A 23,242-nucleotide genomic window follows, 5' to 3' on the forward strand; every position below is an offset into this window, starting at 1 on the left:
TCGTGGCGGTCAGGCCTGTATCGGCGATGTAATCGGAAGTACCAGGCGCATCAGCGTGGATGTTATGTCTTCAACGACGACAGCACCGCGCTTGCCGCCCAGCTTGTCGCTGTACCAGGTTGGTACGAGGTTCATTCCACCTTGCAGAGCCATTCGTGCGATCCGCTCGTCAGCGACCTGGAACTCTCCCGCGACCACTCCCTCGTGGATGACATCGCGGAAGATTTTGCCGTGATCGCGCTGTGCCTGCAGCACCGTTTCGGCGATGGCCGGCGGCCAATCAAGCGGCTGAACGAAGAGCCTTGCGACCTCGACGGCCTCCACGGCGATGAGGTTCACTTGGGTGCGAATGAGCTGCGCCAGTCGTTCTGTCGGAGTTCCGTCAGATGCGGCTGCTTCCTGGAGCCTCTGCTGGACATAACTCGCGCAGGATTCGAGGGTCGCCGTGACGAGCGCCTCTTTGCCGTCGAAGTAGTGGTAGATCGAGGCCTTGGAGAGGTCCATACGTTCCGCGATCTCGTCGAGGCTGGCCATGTGATAGCCGTTCTCCGAGATCACCTGCGCGGTGTAGGACATCATGTCGCTGAGCTTGCGCCCCCGACGTCGCTGCTGCCGGTTGACTGAGGTGCTGTCCGGGGCCCCCGACCACAGCGTAGGGACGCTCGACTCCGCCATGTGCTACTCATCTCGTCGAGGAGCCCTTACGACTCCGATGATCGTGTGGACAGCCTACCGTGAGCCATCCGGTGATTCGAATACCGCACGCCGGGACGGGAATTGACCGGCCGGGCATCGCGAGTGGACAGCGATGTTTAGCGTGCTCCATACTACTGGCAAGTCAGAATACGAACACGACGTTAGGTTGGCTGGTGACGAGTGCGGTGAGCGCGGAAATGGCTGCGGCGATCGGCTCCGTCTACCTGCGGGACCAGAGCTATCCCGTCTCCGCGTCCGACATACGCCGTTGGGCGATCGCCGTTCACTGGCCGGACGGTCCTCCGGCTCGGTTCCTGAGTCGAACCGTCGAGAAGCTGGTAGCGCCAGAAGAGTTCAATCCGTTCGCCTGGGCAGTAGCATCACGATCTCCCGATCCAGAGGAGTTCGGATTGCGGGAGGACGAGATGATCGCAGCTGATTGCCAGGAGAGGCTACTGGGAATCTCTCCGCCCGCGATGTCCACGGGGCTGTTCGGCGCTTACTCGGTCTCCTACGGCGTCCCGATATGCGAAGGCGACTCGATCGCGAGTCAGTCTTCCCTGCGAGGCTACTCGGAGCGTGAGAGCCGAAGGGGACTCTTGTTGACGACCACCCTCGAGGACCGCTGGATCAATCAGCGCGGAGAGTTCGTCAAGTCGGTCGTACGCGAGATCGTTAGGTACTGAGCAGCCGATGACCAGCGGAGGTCATTTCGACGCGGTGAGCGTGGGCACGCGGATCGGTCCGATGCGGCGCAGTACCGGGCTCGCCGAGTGGAATCGCTACGCGGCGATCAATGACGAATTCATGCCCATGCACATGGATGACCGAGCCGCGCAGGTCGCCGGGATGTCGGCAGCGTTCGGTCAGGGAAATCTGCAGATCTCATACCTTCACACCCTGCTCAGAGATTGGCTCAATGAATCGGGTCAGATTTCTCGCCTGACTGCGCGCTTTCTCAAGCCGATGTTCGCGGGCACAGTGACTGTAGCCGCCAGCGTCGCGGGGGTGAGATCGAGCGCTGCGAAGGACGAGATCGACCTTGACCTCACGATCTCAGACGAGGACGACATCGTGCTCACTGTTGGGTCGGCCACCGTCACAGTGCCGGCATCTGGGTCGTCCCGAGATTAATCACCGCGTCATGGCGATCGGCCTTGGCTCTAGGCGATGCGCCGTGGGTTCTCGAGCAGAGCCGCGAGAACCCACGGCATCCCTCACTTGGCGGGATCGAACGGGATGAGTCCGAGCTCGATCGCTCTGATCTGGAGCGCAAGGGCATGCGAGTAGTAGCGGGCAATCGCGACGAAACCGGTAGCGAACCAGAGACCCGGCTGTCCGGAACGGCGCCAAGTCTCGCTGTACTCACCGTCCTCGGCGAGGCCGTACACCTTCGTGACCTTCTCCGCGGACGCGCCCAGGAGGGTCTTGATGCTGTCGAACAGCGGTTCGTAACCCGTCGCGAAGATGATCGCGTCGGCATCGAGTTCGGTCCCGTCTGATAGCACGATGCTCCGCCGCTTGGCTGATGCGATGGTGACGCCATTCTGTACGGCGATCGACCCATCGGCGATCAGCTCCGACGCTCCGCAGTTGATTTGGTAGCTGTCGCGCCCTTCGAAGAGGTGCTTGCCGATGAGCCCCGTCCCGTCAGGGCCCCATTCCAGCTTGAAGCCATGAGCCTCCAGCCCGTCCAGAAGTTCCTTGTCGATCTCCTTGGCTTGAGCGACGAGCGACTTATTGAGGTCCCACGTTGTCTGCAGAGGCATCGAGTGGAACACCATGTCGGCGAACTCGATGGGGATTTCGCTGTCCGGACCGAAGATGCCGTACCACAGCTCGGTGAAGGTCGTGAAGTTGATCACGTAGGTAGCGCTGCGCTGCAGCATGGTGACCTCGGCGCCATGCTCGTGAAGGTCGTGCGCGATCTCGTGCCCGCTGACGCCTGAGCCGACGACGATCACCTTCTTGCCTTCGAAATCAGCGCCGCCCTGAAACTCCCCTGAGTGCTCCACGACACCCGTGAAGGATTCGAGCTTGTCTACGTGGGGGATCCTAGGCTTTCCGTTCAGCCCGGTGGCGAACACGACATGCCGCGGGTGGAGGGTTCGCAGGGTTCCATCCGGTCGACGCAGTCGAAGGTTCCAGCGCTGCTTCGGCTCATCGAAGGCGATGTCCACGATTGACGTCCCCGGCCAGACGGCGAGGTCCATCGCGTTCGCGTACGACTCCAGATGGTCGGCGAACTTGTCCTTCGGCGTGTGCTCCGTCCAGGAGGGAGGGAACGGGTAGTAGGCCAAATGGTCGGCGTTCATCAGGCTGTGCAAGGCCAGCGACTGGTAGCGGGTCCGCCAAGTGTCGCCCACGCGCGCGACCTTATCGATGACCAACGTGGGAACCCCGAGCACCTTCAGTTGAGCAGCGACGGACAGCCCGTTGTGGCCCGCGCCGACGACGACGACGGATGGATCAGTGCTGCTGAATGCACTCTCCTCCGTCCGATCAGCGCTCCAACGTGTGCGCCCCGGAACATAGCCATGCACTTTGCCCTGGACACGATTCCGTCCGGTTGCCTTCGGATGGTCGATGAGATCCTCGGCCTGCGTCAGGACAGTGCTCGCACGCCAGACGCCATCCTCATTCTCATCGAGTCGCGCATACCCGCGCGCGACACGGTCCTGGGTCTCGAAGTCGAAGAACACGAGTACGCCGCCGAAGAAGCTCTGAGGCAGCTGGCGCTTTGTGATGGCGATGTTCCTCGGTCGAGCGGTCGATCTCAACGCCGCCAGCCCATCGACGATCGCGTCGCGGCCGACGTAATTCGTAAACTCCCAGCTCAACGCGAGGACGTCGCGCCAGGTCGCGTTCTCTCCGATGACGTCTTCGGCTCCGACGCCCTCTTCGAGAAAGTGCGTCAGATCTTCGAGCCAGCTCGCCCCCAACTGGACGGCGGTCAGCTCCTCTTCGAGCAGTGTTGCAGTTGTCATTTCTATCCCTTCGATCGGTGATGATTCGTTGCCAGAGGTTGATCGGCCGGTGGCGTGGCCTCGGCGATCGCGCCGGTGCGGTCCTCGATCTGACCGGCTGCGACTCCAGCCATGTAGCCTCCGTCGACCCACAGGACCTGTCCCGTCAGATAGGCCGCATCGTCGCTGCCCGCGAAAGCCATCACGGTCGCCTGCTCCTGTGGGAGCGCCGGGCGGCCGAGCGGGAGTGGAATCGACTCGAGGAAGGCGTCGCCACGCGCTGCTCGCGTGGCGGCCAGGATAGGCGTGTCCGTGACTCCTGGCGCAACGCAGTTGATGCGGACTCCTCGGGCAGCGAGGCGGACGGCACGCTCAATCGTGTACCACACGACGGCGTCCTTCGATAAGGCATACCCGCTGCCGAGCCGCGCCGCGTTGCGATCACACCACGCCAGTCCCTCGGCACGACCATCACTCGCGAGAAGGCCCGCGAGCAGTTCGCGCCTCGAGGCGAAACGCGACGCGGCTGTTGAGGCTGTCGTTACGACGGCACCGCCCGGCCGCATTCCCGCGACGACGATCTCGGTCAGTTCACGCATCCCGAGGAAGTTGATAGAAATCACGGACGCAGGGGGCAGAGCACCTGTCACGCCGGCGACGTTGAACAGTCGATCTACGCCGTGCTGCGTCAGCACTTCAGCCCCATGTCTCGTCGACCTCTGGTCGGCCAGATCGATCTCGATGAACTCGTTGACGGCGCCTGTCGCCGGCGGGTTACGATCCAGACCGATCACTGTGGCGCCTCTGTCGCGGAGGACCACCGCGAGAGCCTGACCGATCCCCGATGAACAACCCGTGACGGCAACCTTTCTCCCGGCGTAGCTGAAACCGGAACCCGCTCGGCTCGACGCAGTCATCGGATCGTCTCATCAACCCGACGCCCAGCGTCGTCACCACGGAGAGCATCCATCGCCGCGATGTAGCCCCAAGTCAGGCCGGGTCCGATGGTTCCGCCTGCGCCCCCGTACGCCTTGCCGGTCACGCCGGCCATGACATTCCCTGCGGCGTAGAGGCCCGGCAGAGGACCTCCGTCGATTCGCTGCACGCGCCCATGTTCATCAGTCTGCGGGCCGCCCTTGGTGCCCATCGATCCGATGGTGAGCCGAACTGCGTAGAAGGGAGCACTCTCGAGCGGGCCGAGAGTCTGCCCGGCCGTCGTCGGGGCGGAACGGTCGCCCCACCATCCGTCATACGCGCTGGAGCCGCGACCGAACTGAGGATCAGCGCCCGCGACTGCCTGAGCGTTCCATTCCTCCACCGTCCGGAGTAGTCCGTTCGGCTCTACGCCGATCTTGACCGCCAAGTCTTGAAGGCTGTCGCTCGCGTGCATCCAGTCCGGGAGTCTCTCACCGGCGTGATACCCGAAACTTCCGTACTTCACAAGGTGCTCGTGGTCGAATACCAGCCAGCCTGGATCGTTGACGTATCCATGGACCGGATCGAGGACGTGGAAGGGACCACCCATCGAGTTGTAATCCCCTGCCTCGTTCATGAAGCGGCGACCCAGGCGGTTGACGACGATACTGCGTGGCCGGGTGCGCTCAAGCCGGATGCTGCGGCTGCGCTGGTGGCCGCCGAACTCGTCGCCGGGGATCTGCACGACGGGCACCCACCAGGCCTCGCCCATGTTTCCGAGCGCAGCGCCCTGCTGCATTGCCATCCGCAGGCCATCCCCCGTGTTGAGCGGTGGAGAGACGGGGCCGCGCATAGGGCCGCGCAGGAACGCTCGAACGAGGCCGGCATCCCACTCGAAACCACCCGAAGCGAGGATGACCCCCCGGCGCGCTCGCACGCGCTCGTCCCGTCCGCCGGCGCTGACCACGACGCCGACAATGGCGCCGTCCACCTCGACGAGCTCGACCACGCGCGCGCTCACTTGCGGCTCAACACCCATGTCGAGCAGACCTCGGAGCAGGGCGGCAACCAGGGCGGCGCCGCCCACGACCACGCGGCCGTCGGGCGGAACATCATCTTCTGAGCTGTAGCGAGCGCGGGTCTCGGCGTCGAAGCCCACGTTGCTCCAGTCGGCCGGAAAGCTGGTGACGCTGTCGGCCCAACCGTCGAGTGCGGTGAGGTCGAACGGCACCGATCGCAGCGATCGTCCGCCACCCGGTTTGCCGCCAGGGAGTTCCGGCTTGTAGTCAGGGAACCCCTCGGCCACCGCGAGCCGAAGCGGCGAGTGCGCCTCGAGGTAGCGCATGGCCTCTGGTGCGCGGCGAACGAAGGTGCCGACGAGGACGTCGTCCATCTGGCCGAGCGATTGTGCACGCAGATAGGCCAGTGCGTCCTCGACAGGCAGATCGAGATCAGGCTCCCGGTCGTGGGCGGGAACCCAGATGACTCCACCCGACACCGCAGTTGTGCCACCTACGCTGTCGGCCTTTTCGAGCAGTTCGACAGTGGCGCCGAGGCTAGCGGCGGTGAGGGCAGCGGCCAGGCCGGCACCTCCGGAGCCCACGACGACTATGTCGGCTTCGCGGTCCCAACCGACCTCGACGGTGCGGTCCATGGCCTGCTCCTTTGCGGGTTTGAGCCGTGGTCGGCCCCAAGACTTTTATTTCATACTCTTACTCAGGTTTCAACAGTCAACGCGTGAGTCAACAAATTGAAAGATGGGTACGCCGGATCCCTGTCCGCACCGCGGCGACGAGCCGGACGAATGAAGGGGTTCGTCTCATGCTCTATTTGATCGCGATTGGATTGATCGGCGACCCGACTGCGCCCGTGACCCGGAGGGGCGGTGCGACGAGCATGAACTCATAGACACCATCGTCGGCGCAGTCGGCAGAGAGGGCTTCGAGGTCCCAGTACTCGCCGAGCATCAGGCCCATGTCCCTCAAGCAGAGCATGTGCATCGGACAGATGGTCCCTTCGACCGCCACCTGAATGTCCTCGACTTGCAGATGGTCCGCGGCAATGGCCGCAATCTCGTGCTCGTGCAGCCATCTCGCGCAAGTCCAGTCGAGCCCAGCCGTGAAGAACGACCTGTCTCGCGTTCGCTTGTACTCCCCCGCCCAGCCGGTGTTCAGCAGAATGATGTCTCCCGAACGCACTTCGACTCCCTGCGCATCGGCCATCTCGTCGAGCTCGTGCGGGAGAATCGGATCGCCGAGCGGCACGAACCGTTCTTTCCTTCGATGTGCGACTGCATCGAGGAGGATTCCTCGTGAGGTGATTCCCTTGACATCGACCTTGTCGATCCCGCAATAGAACGCACCTCGGCTAGTGACGGAATCAGCCGGAAAGCCGTTGTAGAGCTTCTCGTCGTAGTAGACGTGCGATAGCGCGTCCCACTGCGTCGCCGCTTGCAAGGGCATCACGATCATGTCGTCGTTGAAGCGGAATGGCCCGGGAAACAGCTCAGCGAGCTGGGTCGCCATCGTGTTCCTGGGCCAGTCCTGGGTGTACTGCAGCAGCGTCTCCGCGTCTCCCCCGTCCACCGTCATGGTGTGGATCGGGTTGGTGCGGAACTCGAAGGCGCCTTGGGGGCCACCCGAGCTGAAGTCGATACCGAGAGCGAATTGCTTGCCTGTGCGGACGAGCTTCGCCGCATCGCGGACGATTTCCGGTGTGATGAAGTTCAGTGTGCCGAGTTCGTCATCGTCGCCCCATCTGCCCCAGTTGCGAACTTCCTGCGCGAGGGTATGGAAGTCTTCAAGAGTAGCCATTTCATCTCCCTGTTGATCGTGCGACGCTGCGGACGCGGTCTGGTTTCCGTCACGCGTAGAGGTAGCGCGGGTCGACGAGGTCGAATTGGCTAAGTGGGAAGTCGGGCTCGGGAAGATCCGTTCCGAGCTCTCGCGGGCTGAGCGTGATGTCGAACTGGAAATTGAAGGTGATCCGCTGCTCAGCGATCAGCCAGCGCCCGTCGACCTTCTTCATGCGATTGACGTAGGTGCCTCCGTGCATGCTCGGCTCGCCCTCCCAAGGCACGAAGTAGGCGAGCAGCCGACATGTCAGCAACGCCGTGTCGCGATCGTCGGATTCATACGTCACGTAGAGCCCCGTCGCGTAGTGCATGATCATCTTCTGACCGCCGACGAGGTATTCGTAACTCGCTCGAAGAGAGTCCCGGCCGATGAAGGTGCCTCTGCCGTTGATCTGGACTGCGTCGTCGGTGAAGCAGTCCAGCGCGCCTTCGATGTCGTGCGCGTCGTACGTATTGTGATATCGGCGCAGTACTGCCTTGATCTCGAGATCGTCCTCGAGTCGCTGAACGCGGTCTTCGAGCGTTGTGCCGACGTCGAGAGCCTTGATGTCGGCGTGAGCCTGGGTGTTGGCCGGAGTCCAGAAGCCCTCTGACCAGCTGCGCAGATCCTCTTCAAATCCCATCGGTATCAGTTCCTTTCGTGCCGCTGAGCATCCGCGAGTGGGTTCTCACGGACAGATGACATGGCGTCGTCACGCAGACGACGCTTCAGGATCTTCCCGTTGTTCGATTTCGGCAGCTCAGTGACGAACTCGATTTCCGTCGGGCATTTGTAGACCGCCAGTCGCTCGCGCACGAAGCTCGTGAGTTCTGCGACGGTGACACTGGGCACGTCGGAGCGCGTGCTCACGTACGCGCGGACTGTTTCGCCGCGATAGGGATGCGGAATCCCAACGACGGCGACTTCGCGAACATCCGGATGCTGGTAGAGCACGTCTTCAACTTCGCGCGGCACGACGTTCCAGCCGGAAGCGATGATGATGTCCTTGATCCGGTCGACGAGGAAGAACCATCCGATGCTGCTCATCCTGACGAGATCGCCGGTGCGCAGCCACCCGTCCACGAACGCCGCTTCAGTCGCGTCTTCGTTTCTCCAGTAGCCTCTGACCACCTGCGGGCCGCGGATGACCAGTTCCCCCAGCTCTCCGACCTGGACGTCCGCGCCCGTGGTATCGACGATGCGGGCATCGGTTCCAGGCACCGGCACACCGATCGCGAGCGCGCCGGTCTCGGGGTCGACCGGGATACTGGCGCCGACGGGTGCAAGATGTGTCGGGCCCGTTGCTTCGGTGAGTCCGTACGCCGTGCGAATCTCGCCGCCGAACCTCTCCCGCCATCGACTGACCAGCGTGGGGGGTACGGGGGCGCCGCCACAGTAGGTCTTCGTGAGCGACGAGAGGTCCTCAGGTGTGAGGAGCGGGTCATCCAGTAGAGCGATGTACAGGGTCGGTGGGGCGACGACGAATGTGGGACGATGCTCGATGATCGCGTCTCGGATGACTCCGTGCTGGAAGCGATAGTGAAGGACATAGCAGGCGCCGGCAGCGAGGGTGGCGACGAGGCCCGTGATGAGTCCGGTGGTCCCGCTCATCGGAGCGAGACCCAAGATGCGGTCGGTCGACACGAGTGGAACCCAGTTCCGGTATGTGTCCCCCGCGTACGCAGCAGCCGCGTGATGGTTCACCGCCCCCTTTGCACGCCCCGTCGTGCCGGACGTGTAGGTGATGAATGCCACGTCAGATGGCTGAATCTCGGCCCGCGCGAAACTCGCTTTCCGATGAGTCTCGATCTCTCGCCCCAGCGAAGGCAACACACCGGGTCCGGGAACTGACGGCAGCACTCGGTCGTCGGCTCTGCGCTGGTAGTCATCCGGCGAAGCGGCAAACGCGAGGACGTGAGGGCGGAGCTCCAGGACCTCGGCGGCAATGTCTTCTCCGCTCCCGGTCTCGACAATCAGCACCGCCAGTCCGGCGTCGTCCACGACGAATGCGAGTTCATCTACGCGGTACATCGGGTTGATCGGAACGACCGCCATCCCCAGGTACCAAGCAGCAAGGACGGCGATCACGAAATGAGGAGTGTTCTGGAGGCAGATGCCGAGTCGGTCTCCGTGCACGAGTCCACGTTGTGAGAGTGCAGCGGCCAACGCTCGGGCTTCATCGTCTAAGGACTTGTAGGTGAGCGTGCCATCGAAGTACGAGATCGCTTCGGCATCAGGGTTGCTCCGAAGGCTGGCCTGGAAGAGCTCCATCGCGTTTCGGATGCCGGTCCGCAGCCCGTGCTCGACGCCTTCGGGATACAGCGCGTACCAGGGCGCAGCGATCCCGGGCATCACGACTCCTTCGTCCTTCGATGGATACCATGCATCCGTCACGCAAATCTTATCATGATTCATTTATCCACCCGCTAGTCATTTTTTGATCTTAAGTTGGAATGACACCAACGCGGCGGCAATGGCGATAGCCAAAGCCTGGACGATTAGCTGCATGGACGAGGGGGCGCCGATGGCATAGAGGAACTGGACCAACAGTGTGAGAAACGCAGCCGCAACGACCGTGCCTATGACTGATCCCTTGCCGCCGCTGAGTGACGTGCCTCCGACGACGACGGCGGCGACCGAGGAGAAGAGATACGTGTTGCCGATCCCGACTCCCGGAGTACGGAGGTAGCCCACCAGTGCAACGCCGGCCAGAGCGAAGCAGAATCCCGCCGCGACGTACGCGCCGAAGATGTACCTGGAGGTCGGAATGCCGGAGACCTTCGTGGCTCGAGGAGACGCGCCGGTGGCGACGAACCAGCGCCCGCCGACCGTGAACCGAAGGTAGACGAACACCGCCGCGATCGGGATGGCGAGTACGAGCAGCAGGTTCGGGATCCCGAGCGTGCGCGCGACCGCGAAGTCCGCGAGCGCATCCGGGGCTGCGGTATTGCGTCCCGCAGTGACCGTGAAGAACGCACCGAGAGCCAGCGCGTTCGCGGCCAGACTCACGATGATCGGCGTGATCTTCAGCCACGTCACCGCGAGGCCGATGATGCAACCCATCGCTGTCCCCGCGGCCAGCGCGCAAACGGCGGCGAGCGGGAGCATTTCGTCGGAGCCATCGGAGAGGTTCGTGACGAGCGCGGCGGCGAGGGCGACGTTCCCTGGCACGCTGAGATCGATGCCGCGCTGCTGAATCACCAGCATCTGGCCGATCGAGACGAGAGCGAGGACCGCCCAGACCGGCGCGAGCGTGAGAAGCGAGCTGGGTTGGACGACGCTTGGTGCCCAGATGAGGCATGCCACCACGAGGACGAGCATTGTCGCCAGCAGACCAGGAAGAGCGCCTCTCGTGAGTGCGCGTGTGGCCGCAAGGGTGGGCGGGGCGATCTGCTCTGCGTCAACCACTGGCACTCGTTGCTCCCCCCTCATGCTGTCGTCCTCGCGCGGCTGAAGAGTCCGGCTGCAAGCAGCGTGGTCGCCCCGATCAGGTAGTACTGCCACGCGTCACCTAGGCGAAGGAATGCGATCGACGAGTTGACGGTCTGGATTAGCAGCGCCCCCAGAGCCGCTCCCACGAAGGAAGCCCTACCTCCGAAGATGCTTGCGCCCCCAAGGACGACGGCGGTGATGGATGTCAAGGTGTAGTTGATTCCCGCCGTGGGGTCTCCGGTCCCGACCTGCGCCATGAGCATGTAGGCAGCGAGCATCGTGAGCAGTGCGCTGAGGAGGTATGCCAGTAGCCGTACGCGTCGAGGTCGCACCCCAAGTCGAAGAGCAGAGTGATCGTCCGACCCGACAGCTCGCGCGGAGACTCCGAGAATCGTTCGCTTCAAAGAGACCTGGAGTGCAACCGCAAGGATGACCGCGACTATCGCGGCGACGGGCGCGAACCCGATCTTCCACTTCACGATGTCGGTGACGATCGGGTTGATATCGCCCTCGACCGTCGGTCGCAGAAGCAGCGAAATCCCCTGAAGTCCTATGAACGTCACAAGAGTGGCGATGACCGGCTGAAGGCCCACACGCAGAGTAAGGAACGCGTTCGTCGCCCCGACCGCCAAGGCGGCCAATGCGACCACTCCAACCCCGAACAGCACCCCGATGCCGTCGGTTTCACTGTTCAGCACAAAGGTGCCCACGACAAGAAGGAATCCCATGAGGGGACCTACCGACAGGTCGAAGCCGCCGACGAGCATGACCACCTGCTGACCGAGCGCCACAAGGCACAGTGCTGCGAACAGCGTCAGTATGCTCGCGATGCTCCGCTCGGACAGGAATCTATCGTTCGAGCTCTGCGTGAAGATGGTCAGCGCAGCGATGGCGATGATGAGTCCAAAGCTCGCTGCGTACTCGTGCCGAGAGATGCGCGACCATACTGATGTACGCCCTGTTGCCCTGACTGTGCGCTCGGATGCAGCCGACAGCACCGCCGCTGCGATCTTCTCCGGGTCAACATCGGTGCCGGAGAGTTCGGCGACGACATGGCCCCTGGACAGCACCAGAATGCGATCCGCGAGTTGAGCGAGCTCCTCGAGGTCGGTCGACGCGACGAGGACTGCTGCACCATCGCGTGCAGCTCCGTGAAGCAGCGCGTACACGTCCTGCCGTGCGCCGATATCGACACCCTGGGTGGGCTCGTCGGCGAGAAGAACTCGTGGCGACTGCTCAAGCGTCCGACCGAACACGACCTTCTGCTGATTGCCCCCCGAGAGTGTCTCAATAGGCGTCTCGGGGCTCGTCGCCTTTATCCTCAGGTCGCGCCAAGCCCGAGAAACTATGCGCGCCTCCGCTCCGCGGTCGACGAACGTCCGCCAGAAGGCAGGTGGGCCGGAGAGCGTGAGGTTCTCTCGCACGCTCAACCCGCGGACGATGCCTTCATTGCGTCGGTCGCCTGGGATGAGTCGCACTCCTGCACGTGCCGCACTGGCGGTACCACCGAGCCTCAGCGATCTGCCATCGATCGTGACGCTGCCCTTGGCACCCTGAAGCCCGGCCAGGGCAGCAAGGATCTCCCGCTGGCCATGACCATCGATGCCGGCGAGTCCCACTATCTCGCCGGCACGCACCTTGAAGCTGACGTTCGTGAGCGCGGCGTTCTCAAGCTTGCTCACTTCCAGTCGGAACGGCCGCTCATCGTCCGCGTCGGAGGATCGGACGCCCAGAGACTTATCCTCACCACTCGAACTCAGCTCGCGACCGACGACGAGTCGGACGATCTCATCCGTAGTGAGGTCCGTGGTTATGAACGTTCCCTCGCACACTCCATCACGCATGACGCTGATGCGGTCGGAGATCTCTCGCACATCCCCAATGCGATGCGAGATGTAGACGACGGAGCTACCGCTGGCGACCAGGGCGCGGATGCCCGCGAACAGTCGTGTGGTGCCGATGGCGTCAAGGTGCTCGGTGGGTTCGTCGAGGACAAGGACTTGGGGCTGGGACGCGAAGGCTCGGGCGATCTCCACCAGGCAACGACGATCCGGCGGGAGATCCTCCACCAGGTCATGGGGTGAGATCGCAGACCCTACCCATGGCTCGAGAATGCCGGCACTCCACTCTGCGACCGCTGTCCACGAGGGCCGGGATTGAGCCGGGGTAGCGAGAAGAATGTTCTCTGCGACGGAGAGTGCCGGGACAAGTGCCGGTTCCTGATGCACCACCACGATCCCGAGGTCGCGGGCGACCAATGGGCTCATCTCGGTCACCTCATCGCCAGCGACGAGGATGCGCCCCTGCTCAGGTCGGAGTTCTCCGGCCGCGACAGCCATGAGCGTCGACTTGCCCGCTCCATTCTCGCCAATCAGGGCGTGAACCTCGCCAGGACGAACTTCGATCGACACGTTGTCGAGTGCTCGAACGCCTGGGAACACTTTCGTGACATCTACCAGTTCGAGCAGAGTGGATGGCATGTCGAGCGAGCCGTTGTCAGTCTGGCTATCACTCATGGTGTGCTGGTCTCCCGTGACGCGTCGTTCGATGGGTGCGGAGGCGTTCCTGGGCTTGAGGTCTGCGCTGCGTTTGCCCGCGCCGTCGAGCCGAGCGTCCGGCTACCGAGTGCTTCACTCGGCAGCCGGACTCGACTCCTACTGCAGGTACTCGAGCAGCTGCTCCTTAGTGAGATCGGTGTCCATGTACGCACCATCCGGGAGTTCCGGATCGCAGGGAGGAACATCACCGGCTGACGTGTCGTAGAACTGGACGAGCTTCTCGCCCTCGAAGGGTCCAGGGTCACCCCCGGTGACTTCCGCCACCGCGACGCGTACACCGTACTGCGGCTGACGCCAGTTCCCTTCCAGAGCCTGGGCCTGGAAGTCGGGGTTCGCAGCCTGGATGTCGGGGACCGAACAGTTGAACAGGTTGTCGGTCGAGGTCGCCGTGACTGGAACGAACGGGCGACCAGCCGCCTCGAACGCGCGCGCCGCGCTGAGGGTGCCACCACCGAAGTCGTTGGCGATTCCGTCGATCTGCGGGTACTTGGCGAGCATTGCCGCGGTCATCTGCTGAATCATCGCAGGGTCCCAGTTTGCGGCGAGGTAGCCGTCCTCCAGAATCGTGACATCGGGATAGTTCGCCGCGAGTTCAGCCTGGAAGCCCTCGAAGATGCCGTTGGTGAAGTTGTTGTTCTCGAAACCGCCGACGAAGAGCACATCGCCCTCGCCACCGATCTGCTCCGCGAGCCACTGAGCCTGCTGGCGACCCATGTCCTCCAGGTCGAACTTGACAGATGCGAAGTAGTCCTCGCCGGGATCACCACCTGGATCTGCGGCGTAGAACACCACCGTCACGCCTGCGTCCGTGGCGGCCTGGACCGCCGGGAGTTCCGCTTCACCAAAGTCGGCTACGCCGAGAATGATGTCGACGCCCTGCGCGACAAGACTGTCGATCCCTGCGATCGTCTTCTGGGGGTCGCCTTGCCCGTTCGAGTAGATGACATCCGTCACCGCAGGACAGAGATTCAGTTCCTCCTGGACGACCGCGTTGAAAATCTGGCGAGCCGTGTTTCCACCGAATCCGTCGGTCACACCGACGACGATGTCATCGGCTTCCTCACCACACCACGCGGGACGGTCGCCTGCATCTGCACCAGGCGTCTCCACGCCGGTACCTCCCGTATTGCCGCTGCATGCGCTGAGCGCTAATGCGGCAATGAACAGGGCCGTGAACGCCTGCGTGCGGCGTCCGACGGCCGAATTCCAAATCTTCATGTGATCTGCCCCTTTTCTCATCGGGTATGAGGGGTCCGTCTTCGACACGGCCTCGTCGCCCCGTCGGCGCATCCTTGCGTCGATTGTGCAGGCGTAAATCTACCTGCGGTTCTCTTCTTAGTCAACAAGTAGATCTTTGACTCATGGGTCAATTCTCACGGTCCGGTCGATCAAACGTGAGAGATCGGACGGCGAAGCGCCATCCGCCGGCGGTCCTGGAGAGCAGATCCTCGTACACGCCGGTGGTGAGCAAGGCTGGGGGCATCTTGCGAGAACCTGGTCGAACTGTCATCAGCGCGGCCCGCCCGCGCAGTCCCTCCGCGACAACCGACAACTCGATGTTCGAGATGAAGTGTCGTTCACTTCCGGCGGAGGTCTCGATGTACCTCTTGACGAATGCGGCCAACTCGAAACGCCCCGTGTAGGTGACATTCGCCGAGGGAATCGAGAGCTGCCCGTCGGGCGCGTAGCACTCGAGCCACCCATCGACGTCGCCCGCGTCGACGGTTCGGTTGTAGCGCGCATAGAGATTGAGTGCGTCGAAGTGATCTGCCGGTGTGAACTCCATGGCGGGATCCTTTCAGGACTGTGGAAATCGGATTGAAGTCGATGCAGGCTCTCCGTGCGACTGCTCGGCCGGGTGATGACCCACGACTGAGTGTTCGTTCCCGGGAGGCGTGCGGGGGCGTATCGCTCAGGCATTTGCAAGGCCGCCGTCAATGGACAGCATCGCGCCGTTGATCATTCGAGCATCGTCGGAAAGGAGGAACACGATAAGACCCGCGACCTCATCCGCAGTGCCGGGGCCCTCGATGACACCTGGTCGCCCCACTAACGACACGCCCTTCCTGTTTGCGATATCGAGCATCGGTGTATCCACGGGCCCCGGGAGTATTGCATTGCATCGCACTCCGTTCGATGCATATTGGAAGGCTATTGACCTCGTCAGGCCGAGGACGGCCGCCTTGCTGGTCGGGTACGCGGTGCTCGCCATGCCCTTCAGCGCGGACACCGACGCCACATTCACGATCGCGCCGCGTGAGGCACTGAGATGCGGAATCGATGCCTTGCAGGCGAGGAACGTTCCTCTCACGTTGACGCGCTGAACGAGATCGAAGTCCTCCACTGAAACCGACTCGATTCCCCCCCGATCGCCATCGACGGTAATCCCAGCGCAATTGATCAGAGCATCGAGACGACCGAACCGACCGACCACGCGGGAGATGAGCTGACTGGCAGTCGCTTCCTCACCTATGTCGCCCGAGACCGTTACGACATCGGCGTAGGTTGCGAGCTCGTCGGCCTCTAGCCGGAGCTGGTCTTCTCGGATGTCGGTCAGGCCGAGCGAGCATGACTGCCGAGAGAGCCTCGCGGCCACCGCCCGTCCTATACCCGAACCCGCCCCGGTGATAATCGCAACGCGCTCTGACATGTTTCCCCCTTCCGCGCGGCCAACGGCGACGCTGGCAACGTCTGTCAAGTCGGCAGGGATCGTCGACTTGCTATCTTACGGGTTGGTAATCGACTTGAGAATCAAACCCGAGCGTTTTCGATCTGACGACGGGACCAGTTCCATTCCGCCGACGCCCTAGAAATTCAGCACACGCCCGCGGACATCGGTCGGTCCAGACCGACTATCGAGATCGGTCTATAGCACTGCGGGCTGCGGCGATGAGGTCTGGAACACCGGCCCGAAGCTGCGGGCCGAACAGGTCTCCCGGCCGTTTCTCGACAAGCCAGCGGGTGAAGATCTCTTCGCAGAACACCGCCGACTTCCAGTATGCGAATGCTTCGTACCAGGCGAGGTGCGAGACATCCAGGGCACTCCGACTCGCGTAGTACTCGACAAGTTCTGCCCGGGTGGGGAAACCCGGCTCGCACGTCACCGGGGTCAGGTCCATCACTGTAGGCGGGCGGTCATCAGCTGAGTACGTCGCGGCGAAATACCCGAGGTCCGCGAGGGGGTCTCCCAGCGTCGCCATTTCCCAGTCAAGGATCCCGCACGCTCGAGCGGGAGCCGCACGGTAATACATGAGGTTCCCGAGCCGGTAGTCGCCGTGCACAATTGACAATCGTTGGGACACTGGGCGATGGCGGTCCAGCCATCCGCCGACCTCCGCGAATTCAGGTAGTTCGCGACGGGTGATCCGCCCCCACAGTGTGTGGAACAGGGCGACCTGGCGTTCAAGATACCCGCTGGTCTTCCCAAACTGTGCCAGTGCGGTTGCCGAGACGTCTAACGCGTGAAGGCTGGCGAGTTCGTCCATTGCCGACTGGACGACCGCACGCCGTGAGGTCGGATCGTGGGCCCAACACGGCAGCTCGTCCGTCAAGACGATGCCGTCCAGGAATTCCATCAGGTAGAAGGGGACGCCCAGCACCGCGTCGTCTTCACAGATGGCGATGACCCGCGGCACGGGCACGCCTTTAGCGTGCAGAGCTTGGAGAAGTCGCGCCTCCCGAACCATGTTGTGGGCGGAGGCAGGGTAGGGGGGACGTGGACCGCGGCGGAGAACGACGTTGTGTCCTGAGCGTTGGAGAAGGTAGTTGATGTTCGAGTGGCCGTCGCCGATGCGGTCCCATCGGATCGGTCCGGAACCGATGCCCACCTGGTCAAGGAATCGTTCGGTCTCGTCGATGATGAGAAGCGGAGGCATACTGAATGACTCCGCCTCCTGTCGCGTGTGAGCCACGTCCGCGAGTTCAACTCCGGTCATAGCTCTGTTCCCCGATCCGGTCGAGTCGTGAAGCTCCGGCGGCGACCTGCCGATCGCGGGCCGCGACCTTCCGTCTGGCGATCGCCCATTTGTGCGTCTCGTTGGAGCCGTCATAGATGCGGAACGGCCGCACCTCGTTCAGGTACTGCGCGAGTGGGAGCCCGTCTGAGACTCCGTCCCCGCCACACAGCTGGATGGCACGATCGATGACACGGAACACTGCTTCTGAGCAGTACGTCTTCGCTACGGACGAGAGGGCTGTGCCCTCTTTCGGATTCGACGCGAGCAAGGTTGCGGTGCGCTGGATGATGGCATCAGATGTCTCAACGTCGATGACGGACTCCGCGAGAAGGTTCTGGGCAATGCCCAGGTCCTGGAGTCTGGAGCCGAACAACTCCCGCGCACTGGCCCGATCCAGGGCGATGTCCAGGGCGCGGCGCGCAAGTCCCAACCAACGCATGCAATGTGTGAGCCGTGCGGGGCCGAGCCGGACCTGGGCGTAGCGGAACCCGAGCCCGGGCCCGCCAAGCACCGCATCGTCTGAAACGAAGCAATCGTCGAAGTACACGTGCGGGTGTCCTCCCTCGATCGTGCGGTCGATGGTGTGGATCTGCTCGCCGACCCGCACCCCCGGGTTCGACATCTCCACCAGAAGCATCGTCGATCCCGCAGTTACGCTGTCCGCGGCGTCATTGCGGGCCATCACGATCGCGAAACTGGCGCCGATCGCCCCACTGATGAATCTCTTGTGCCCGTCGATGACCCACCCACCGTCTACCTTGCGCGCTTCGGTCTGCAGCGCGGCTGGGTCTGAACCGGCGCCAGGATGGGGTTCGGTCATTGGGAAGCAGGAGCGCACATCGCCGCGCGCCAGCGGCCCCAGGTAGCGGTCCTGTTGGGCGGGTGTCGCGATTGCTTCCAGCATCCGCATGTTGCCCTCGTCGGGGGCCATGCAGTTCAACACGGACGGGCCGATTGGCGAGTATCCCGCCGCCTGGAACACCGGCGACCAGTGCTCGATCGGCAAGCCAAGACCGCCGTACTGTTTCGGGGCGTGGGGTGCGAACACGCCGGCGTGTTTGGCACGCCGCATGAGGTCAGCCCTGTGGGCCGAATCAAGGTACTCCCCCGGGCGTGGTTCGCTCGGCATCACCTCTTCGCGGATGAACGCTTCTGTCCGTGAGGTCAGGTCCTCGACCTGCGCGCTGCTGAATTGCTCGGTCATCGCCTCACTCACAGCCGCTCGATGATTGTCACGTTCGCCAACCCGCCGGCCTCGCACACGGCCTGCAGCCCGTATCTGCCGCCCGTGTCTTCGAGGTAGTTGAGCATGGTGGTCATGAGGCGTGTGCCCGACGCTCCCAGCGGGTGTCCGAGGGCGATCGCTCCGCCGCGCGGATTCAGCTTTTCCGGGTCGGCGTCGAGCTCGGCAGCCCACGCGAGAGGGACTGACGCGAACGCCTCGTTCACCTCGTAAGCATCGAAGTCCTCGATTCGCATTCCGGACTTACGCAGGATGAGCTGTGTCGCCACAATCGGGCCGGTCAGCATGATCTCAGGGTCGGAGCCCCGGACGGCGAAGCGGTGAAATCGCGCGCGGGGTTTGAGGCCCAACTCGCGTGCACGTTCGCTGCTCATGATCAGCATTCCCGATGCGCCGTCGGTCAATGGTGAGGAGTTTCCTGCGGTGATGTTCCACGAGATCTCCGGATAGGAACGCGTGTACTCGTCGCTTAGGAAAGCCGCCGGCAACGCTGCGAGTCCTGCTACGGAAGTGCCGGACCGGATCGTTTGGTCCCGGTTGTGGAGCGAGCCATCCGAGAGGGTGATCGGCAGAATCTCTCCGGAGAACTGACCTGCTTGCTGGGCGGACTCAGCGCGGCGGTGTGATTGGGCGGCGAAGCCGTCCAGATCATCCCGATCAAATCCCCACCGGGCGGCGACAAGTTCCGCGCCGATCCCCTGCGGTGGCAGGCTGGGGTACCGTGCGGTCAACGGCTGTGTCGGGTTCCCGTCGCGGGAGCTTGCCCCCATCGGTACCCGGCTCATCGATTCCACGCCGCAGGCGATCGCGATGTCGTAGGCGCCCGCCTGAATGCCTTGAGCGACGAAATGTGCTGCCTGCTGGCTCGAACCGCATTGGCGGTCAACTGTTGTCCCTGGCACTTCCTCCGGGAACCCTGCCGCCAGCACGGCCGTTCGGGCGATATTGATTCCCTGATCGCCGACCTGACTGACGCACCCCGCAACAACATCGTCAATCATCGTCGGGTCGATCCCGGAGCGTTCGACCAGCCCAGACAGCACGGATGCGAGCAGGTCGGCGGGGTGGATGCCGGACAGCGCCCCGCCGGGCTTTCCTCTACCCGATGCTGTCCGAACAGCATCGATGATCACCGCGTCATGCATGTCCCACCCGTCCTTTCGTGGCATCGTCCTCGGGCGGACGGGGCGTCGGATCCAGCAGCGCGCGAAGCGCCTTCTTGTCGTGTTTTCCTGTTGTGGTGCGGGGAATTGACGCGACTTCGTCGAACGTGTCCGGGACCCACCACTTGGGCACCCGCTGCACAAGGAACTCACGCAACGACGCGTGGTCCAGGGCTCTCGCGACCACCACGAAGGCGTGTGGACGTTCCGTCCATCGCGTGTCCGGCCGGCCGACAACGACGACCTCGATGACGTCGGGGTGCTCCTGGATCGCCTGTTCGAGGTCGACTGAGGAAATCCACTCGCCGCCGGACTTGATCATGTCTTTCGCCCGATCCACCAACGTCACCCACCCTTCTGGGTCGACCGTTCCGATGTCTCCCGTGCGCAACCATCCGTCGCCGAACCGGTCTGCGACGGTGGTCGGCTCCAGGCCGTAGTACCCGGAGGCGACGACGGGACCGCGCACCTCGATCTCGCCTCGGGCGACCCCGTCGTGAGGTGCGACCTCCCCCGCATCGTTGAGGAGGCGGATTTCATAGAACGGGCTCACCCGACCGGCGATTACCTGCCGACGGAGGTTGTCCTCGGGGGACGATCGCGGGTCCGTGTTGGCCACCGCCACCCCGGGCAAGGTTTCGGTCATGCCCCACCCAGAAATCACCTCGACGTCGTAGTCGTCGGCCATGCGACGAACCAGAGCTGCTGGCACCTGACTGCCGCCGAGGATCAGCTTCCGCAGAGTCGTCAACGATCGTTTCGCGGCGGCGGCGTCGCCGCTCTCATCGAATGCTCGGATCAGGTCGGTCCAGATGGTCGGAACCCCGCTGGACCAGGTGACCTTGTGTTCCGGGATCATTTTCGCCAAGGCGGCCGGCTGAAGGAAACGGCCGGGCATGATCAACTCCGCCCCGGACAGCACAGCGATGAACGGCAACCCCCATCCCATTGCATGGAACAGGGAGACAGTCGCGAGAACAACATCGTGTTTGGCGACGCCGAACACGTCGACCCCGACCATGATCAGCGAGTGCAGCGCAATGGAGCGGTGTGAGTAGAGCACCCCTTTCGGGTCGCCCGTCGTCCCGGATGTGTAGCAGAGCGCGGCGGGGGACCTCTCATCGAGGAGCGGGAGTCGGTAGTCTCCCGCGCTTTCGTTCACCAGGTCGTCGTAGCGGATCACGTCGCGGTCAGTGGCGGGCAGGTCGCCGTCTCCGATCACGACGATCAGTTCGATCTGAGGAATCCGTTCGAGCAGTCGGAAGATCTGCGGCGCGAGCACATCGTCCACGATGAGGACACGGTCATGGGCGTGCCGCGCCATCCAGATGATCTGCTCGTCGTGGAGCCGGAGATTGATCGTGTGCAGTACCGCGCCCATGCTCATCACACCGAGGTACACCTCCATGTGCGCGGCGCTGTTCCACGCAAATGTCGCGACTCTGTCGCCCGGCACGACACCCCGTCGAAATAGGGCCGCTGCCAGACGCTCACTCCTGGCAGCGGCGTCAGCGAAGGTGACGGTCGTGAACTCGCCGTCCGCCCTCTGCACGGAGACGACCTTTGACCGGGGATGAACATTGCGCATCCGCCACAAGAAGTGCTGCGTGGTGAGGGGAAAATCCATCATCATGCCGAGCTGTTCCGACGTCATCGTTGACTCCCTGATGCCATAACGAGATGGGAACCGTGTGGGGGGTTCACCGCGGCGCCATTCGGATTGCGCCGTCCAGGCGAATCGTCTCCCCGTTGAGCATCGGATTCTCCACGATCGCTCTCACCAACTGCGCGTACTCCGCCGGGTCCCCCAGACGGGACGGAAATGGCACCTGCTGGCCCAGTTCTGCACGTACCTCGTCAGGCAGTTCCCCGAGCAGCGGCGTCTCGAACAGCCCGGGTGCGATGGTCACGACGCGGATGGCGTGTCGAGCGAATTCGCGGGCGATGGGAAGTGTCATGCTCACGATTGCTCCCTTGGACGCCGCGTAGGACGCTTGCCCGATCTGCCCGTCGAACGCGGCGACCGATGCCGTGTTGACCACGACGCCACGCTCCTCGCCCCGCAACTCGTTGCCGATCATCGCCCCGCCAGCAAGTCGCACCACGTTGAATGTGCCGATCAAGTTCACGCGGATCACGCGCTCGAAGGCGGCCAGCTCCTGCGCGCCGTGTTTGGAGACGACCAGTGCCGGGTCACCGATTCCCGCACAGTTGACAACAACGCACAGATCGTTGCGCACATTGGCGTGCGCGACGGCCGCAGCCACCGCATCACTGTCCAGCACATCGGCCGCGACGAACTCGATCGATGCCGCGTCACCCGCCTCGCGAACGCGGGCAATGGAGCCGGAAAGGTCCATGACGACCACCCTCGCACCCGCCGCTGAGAATTGTTGCGCGGTCGCCCACCCCAGTCCGGACGCGCCGCCGCTGACCAGCACGGTTCTGCTTTTTACCTTCACTGCTTGCTCCTTGGTGTGTTGCGGCGAGTGATCCCAAGGGCCCTCGGTGACGCGTGGAATGCGGTGAGGAGATGCCGACTCACTCGACCTGTTGGAAGGCGGGAGATGCCCGCACGTTCGCTGACTGTCACGTCAATCCGCCCATCGAGGATCGCGTTTCTCCGCGAACGCCTGCATCCCTTCGCGGCCCTCGTCGCTCGGGAAGGTGGCGGCCGTGATTGATGAGCTCACTGCCCAATCGGTGTGCGCACGCCAGTCCTCACCCCACACCGATCCGTCCGTGGCCGCCTGATGCACCGCCCGCTTGGCGGCTCTGACCGCTCTGGGCGCATTGGAGCTCACCAGGTTGGCCATCGACATGGCAGCGTCCAGCACATCCGTCGGCGGCACGACGCGGTTGACCAGCCCCCACTCGAGCGCCTGCGTTGCGGTGATAGGAGTGCCTGTGAGCACCAGCTCCAGCGCGCGGCGCATCCCGATGAGGTGATGCAGCCGCACCGCGCCGCCTGCTGCAGCGAACAATCCCCAGCGCACCTCAGGAAGCCCGAACACCGCGGCGTCCGATGCCACCACCAGGTCGCACGCCAGCGTGATTTCCAGCCCACCGCCCAGCGCTGCGCCGTTGACTGCTGCGACGAGTGGCTTGTCGCACCATTGGCGTACGACCCCTGCCAGGTCCCATTCGGGATGCTCCGGAGAGTGCACAGACTGGGCGATCAGCCCCTTCGACAGGGCTTTGAGGTCCGCCCCCGACGAGAAGACGCTCCCTTGTCCGGTGATGACTATCGCGCGAACTGCTGGGTCGCCCGCCGCCTGCGCCAGAGCTTCGCCCAGCGCTGTTGACAAGCCCGAATCGATGGCATTCCGCGCATGCATGCGATTTAACGTGAGCACGGCAACGTGTCCACGTACTTCCGTGAGCACGAGCGTGGAGTGGTCCGCATCGGCGGGGTGAGTCATCGCGGCTCCTCTGCGAGCTACTTACTTATCGCTCGCTAATCTAGCTGAGGCGGTGGC

At 63.4% G+C, this 23,242-nt stretch carries 20 protein-coding genes; 2 read left to right on the forward strand and 18 right to left on the reverse strand.

Annotated features, from left to right (window positions below):
- Positions 1–9: 9 nt before the first annotated feature.
- Positions 10–675, reverse strand: a complete 666-nt coding sequence (locus F6B43_RS16195; RefSeq protein ID WP_150450045.1) for a TetR/AcrR family transcriptional regulator — start codon at positions 673–675, stop codon at positions 10–12.
- Positions 676–869: 194 nt separating this feature from the next.
- Here F6B43_RS16195 and F6B43_RS16200 point away from each other — a divergent pair, with 194 nt between their 5' ends.
- Positions 870–1,382, forward strand: a complete 513-nt coding sequence (locus F6B43_RS16200) for an FAS1-like dehydratase domain-containing protein (RefSeq protein WP_150450046.1) — start codon at positions 870–872, stop codon at positions 1,380–1,382.
- Between the two features lie 7 nt (positions 1,383–1,389).
- Complete coding sequence (locus F6B43_RS16205; protein WP_150450047.1) at positions 1,390–1,830, forward strand: MaoC family dehydratase; 441 nt, start codon at positions 1,390–1,392, stop codon at positions 1,828–1,830.
- Positions 1,831–1,913: 83 nt separating this feature from the next.
- Here the strand turns inward: F6B43_RS16205 and F6B43_RS16210 are convergent, their stop codons facing one another.
- The 17 genes from F6B43_RS16210 to F6B43_RS16290 all read right to left on the reverse strand — a co-directional run bounded on the left by F6B43_RS16210 (position 1,914) and on the right by F6B43_RS16290 (position 23,185).
- Positions 1,914–3,683 carry a flavin-containing monooxygenase gene (locus F6B43_RS16210; protein ID WP_150450048.1) on the reverse strand — a complete coding sequence of 590 codons (1,770 nt, stop codon included), beginning with the start codon at positions 3,681–3,683 and terminating at the stop codon, positions 1,914–1,916.
- A 2-nt stretch (positions 3,684–3,685) separates the two neighbouring features.
- A complete protein-coding gene (locus F6B43_RS16215) occupies positions 3,686–4,579 on the reverse strand; it encodes a coniferyl-alcohol dehydrogenase (protein ID WP_150450049.1) in 894 nt (297 codons plus the stop codon).
- Positions 4,576–6,231 (reverse strand): FAD-dependent oxidoreductase, encoded by a 1,656-nt coding sequence (locus tag F6B43_RS16220; RefSeq protein ID WP_150450050.1) that lies wholly within the window; start codon positions 6,229–6,231, stop codon positions 4,576–4,578. Before F6B43_RS16220 ends, F6B43_RS16215 begins: the two co-directional genes overlap by 4 nt.
- A 172-nt stretch (positions 6,232–6,403) precedes the next feature.
- Positions 6,404–7,390, reverse strand: a complete 987-nt coding sequence (locus tag F6B43_RS16225) for a cyclase family protein (RefSeq protein WP_150450051.1) — start codon at positions 7,388–7,390, stop codon at positions 6,404–6,406.
- Positions 7,391–7,439: 49 nt separating this feature from the next.
- Complete coding sequence (locus F6B43_RS16230) at positions 7,440–8,054, reverse strand: nuclear transport factor 2 family protein (RefSeq protein ID WP_150450052.1); 615 nt, start codon at positions 8,052–8,054, stop codon at positions 7,440–7,442.
- A gap of 5 nt (positions 8,055–8,059) precedes the next feature.
- Positions 8,060–9,763 carry a class I adenylate-forming enzyme family protein gene (locus F6B43_RS16235; RefSeq protein WP_170285699.1) on the reverse strand — a complete coding sequence of 568 codons (1,704 nt, stop codon included), beginning with the start codon at positions 9,761–9,763 and terminating at the stop codon, positions 8,060–8,062.
- Positions 9,764–9,841: 78 nt separating this feature from the next.
- Positions 9,842–10,819, reverse strand: coding sequence for an ABC transporter permease (locus tag F6B43_RS16240; protein WP_170285700.1), 978 nt, complete (start codon positions 10,817–10,819; stop codon positions 9,842–9,844).
- Positions 10,820–10,839: 20 nt separating this feature from the next.
- On the reverse strand, positions 10,840–13,359 hold the full coding sequence (locus F6B43_RS16245) for an ATP-binding cassette domain-containing protein (protein ID WP_150450055.1): 2,520 nt from the start codon (positions 13,357–13,359) through the stop codon (positions 10,840–10,842).
- Positions 13,360–13,497: 138 nt separating this feature from the next.
- Entirely contained in the window at positions 13,498–14,619 is a 1,122-nt protein-coding gene (locus F6B43_RS16250; protein WP_170285701.1) for a substrate-binding domain-containing protein, read from the reverse strand.
- Between the two features lie 148 nt (positions 14,620–14,767).
- On the reverse strand, positions 14,768–15,187 hold the full coding sequence (locus F6B43_RS16255; RefSeq protein ID WP_150450057.1) for a nuclear transport factor 2 family protein: 420 nt from the start codon (positions 15,185–15,187) through the stop codon (positions 14,768–14,770).
- Between the two features lie 126 nt (positions 15,188–15,313).
- On the reverse strand, positions 15,314–16,051 hold the full coding sequence (locus F6B43_RS16260; protein ID WP_150450058.1) for an SDR family NAD(P)-dependent oxidoreductase: 738 nt from the start codon (positions 16,049–16,051) through the stop codon (positions 15,314–15,316).
- 202 nt (positions 16,052–16,253) lie between these two features.
- Complete coding sequence (locus tag F6B43_RS16265; RefSeq protein ID WP_170285702.1) at positions 16,254–17,276, reverse strand: phosphotransferase family protein; 1,023 nt, start codon at positions 17,274–17,276, stop codon at positions 16,254–16,256.
- Positions 17,277–17,322: 46 nt separating this feature from the next.
- Positions 17,323–18,561 (reverse strand): acyl-CoA dehydrogenase family protein, encoded by a 1,239-nt coding sequence (locus F6B43_RS16270; protein WP_150450060.1) that lies wholly within the window; start codon positions 18,559–18,561, stop codon positions 17,323–17,325.
- 8 nt (positions 18,562–18,569) lie between these two features.
- Positions 18,570–19,745: a thiolase family protein gene (locus tag F6B43_RS16275; protein ID WP_150450061.1), complete on the reverse strand. Its 1,176-nt coding sequence runs from the start codon at positions 19,743–19,745 to the stop codon at positions 18,570–18,572.
- Positions 19,738–21,417 (reverse strand): long-chain-fatty-acid--CoA ligase, encoded by a 1,680-nt coding sequence (locus F6B43_RS16280; RefSeq protein WP_150450062.1) that lies wholly within the window; start codon positions 21,415–21,417, stop codon positions 19,738–19,740. The genes F6B43_RS16275 and F6B43_RS16280 overlap by 8 nt, the downstream gene beginning before the upstream one ends.
- A gap of 46 nt (positions 21,418–21,463) precedes the next feature.
- Positions 21,464–22,225 (reverse strand): SDR family NAD(P)-dependent oxidoreductase, encoded by a 762-nt coding sequence (locus F6B43_RS16285; RefSeq protein WP_150450063.1) that lies wholly within the window; start codon positions 22,223–22,225, stop codon positions 21,464–21,466.
- A 132-nt stretch (positions 22,226–22,357) separates the two neighbouring features.
- Positions 22,358–23,185 carry an enoyl-CoA hydratase/isomerase family protein gene (locus F6B43_RS16290; RefSeq protein ID WP_150450064.1) on the reverse strand — a complete coding sequence of 276 codons (828 nt, stop codon included), beginning with the start codon at positions 23,183–23,185 and terminating at the stop codon, positions 22,358–22,360.
- Between the last annotated feature and the right edge of the window lie 57 nt (positions 23,186–23,242).

The sequence above is a fragment of the Microbacterium rhizomatis genome, assembly GCF_008710745.1.
GTDB lineage: Bacteria > Actinomycetota > Actinomycetes > Actinomycetales > Microbacteriaceae > Microbacterium > Microbacterium rhizomatis.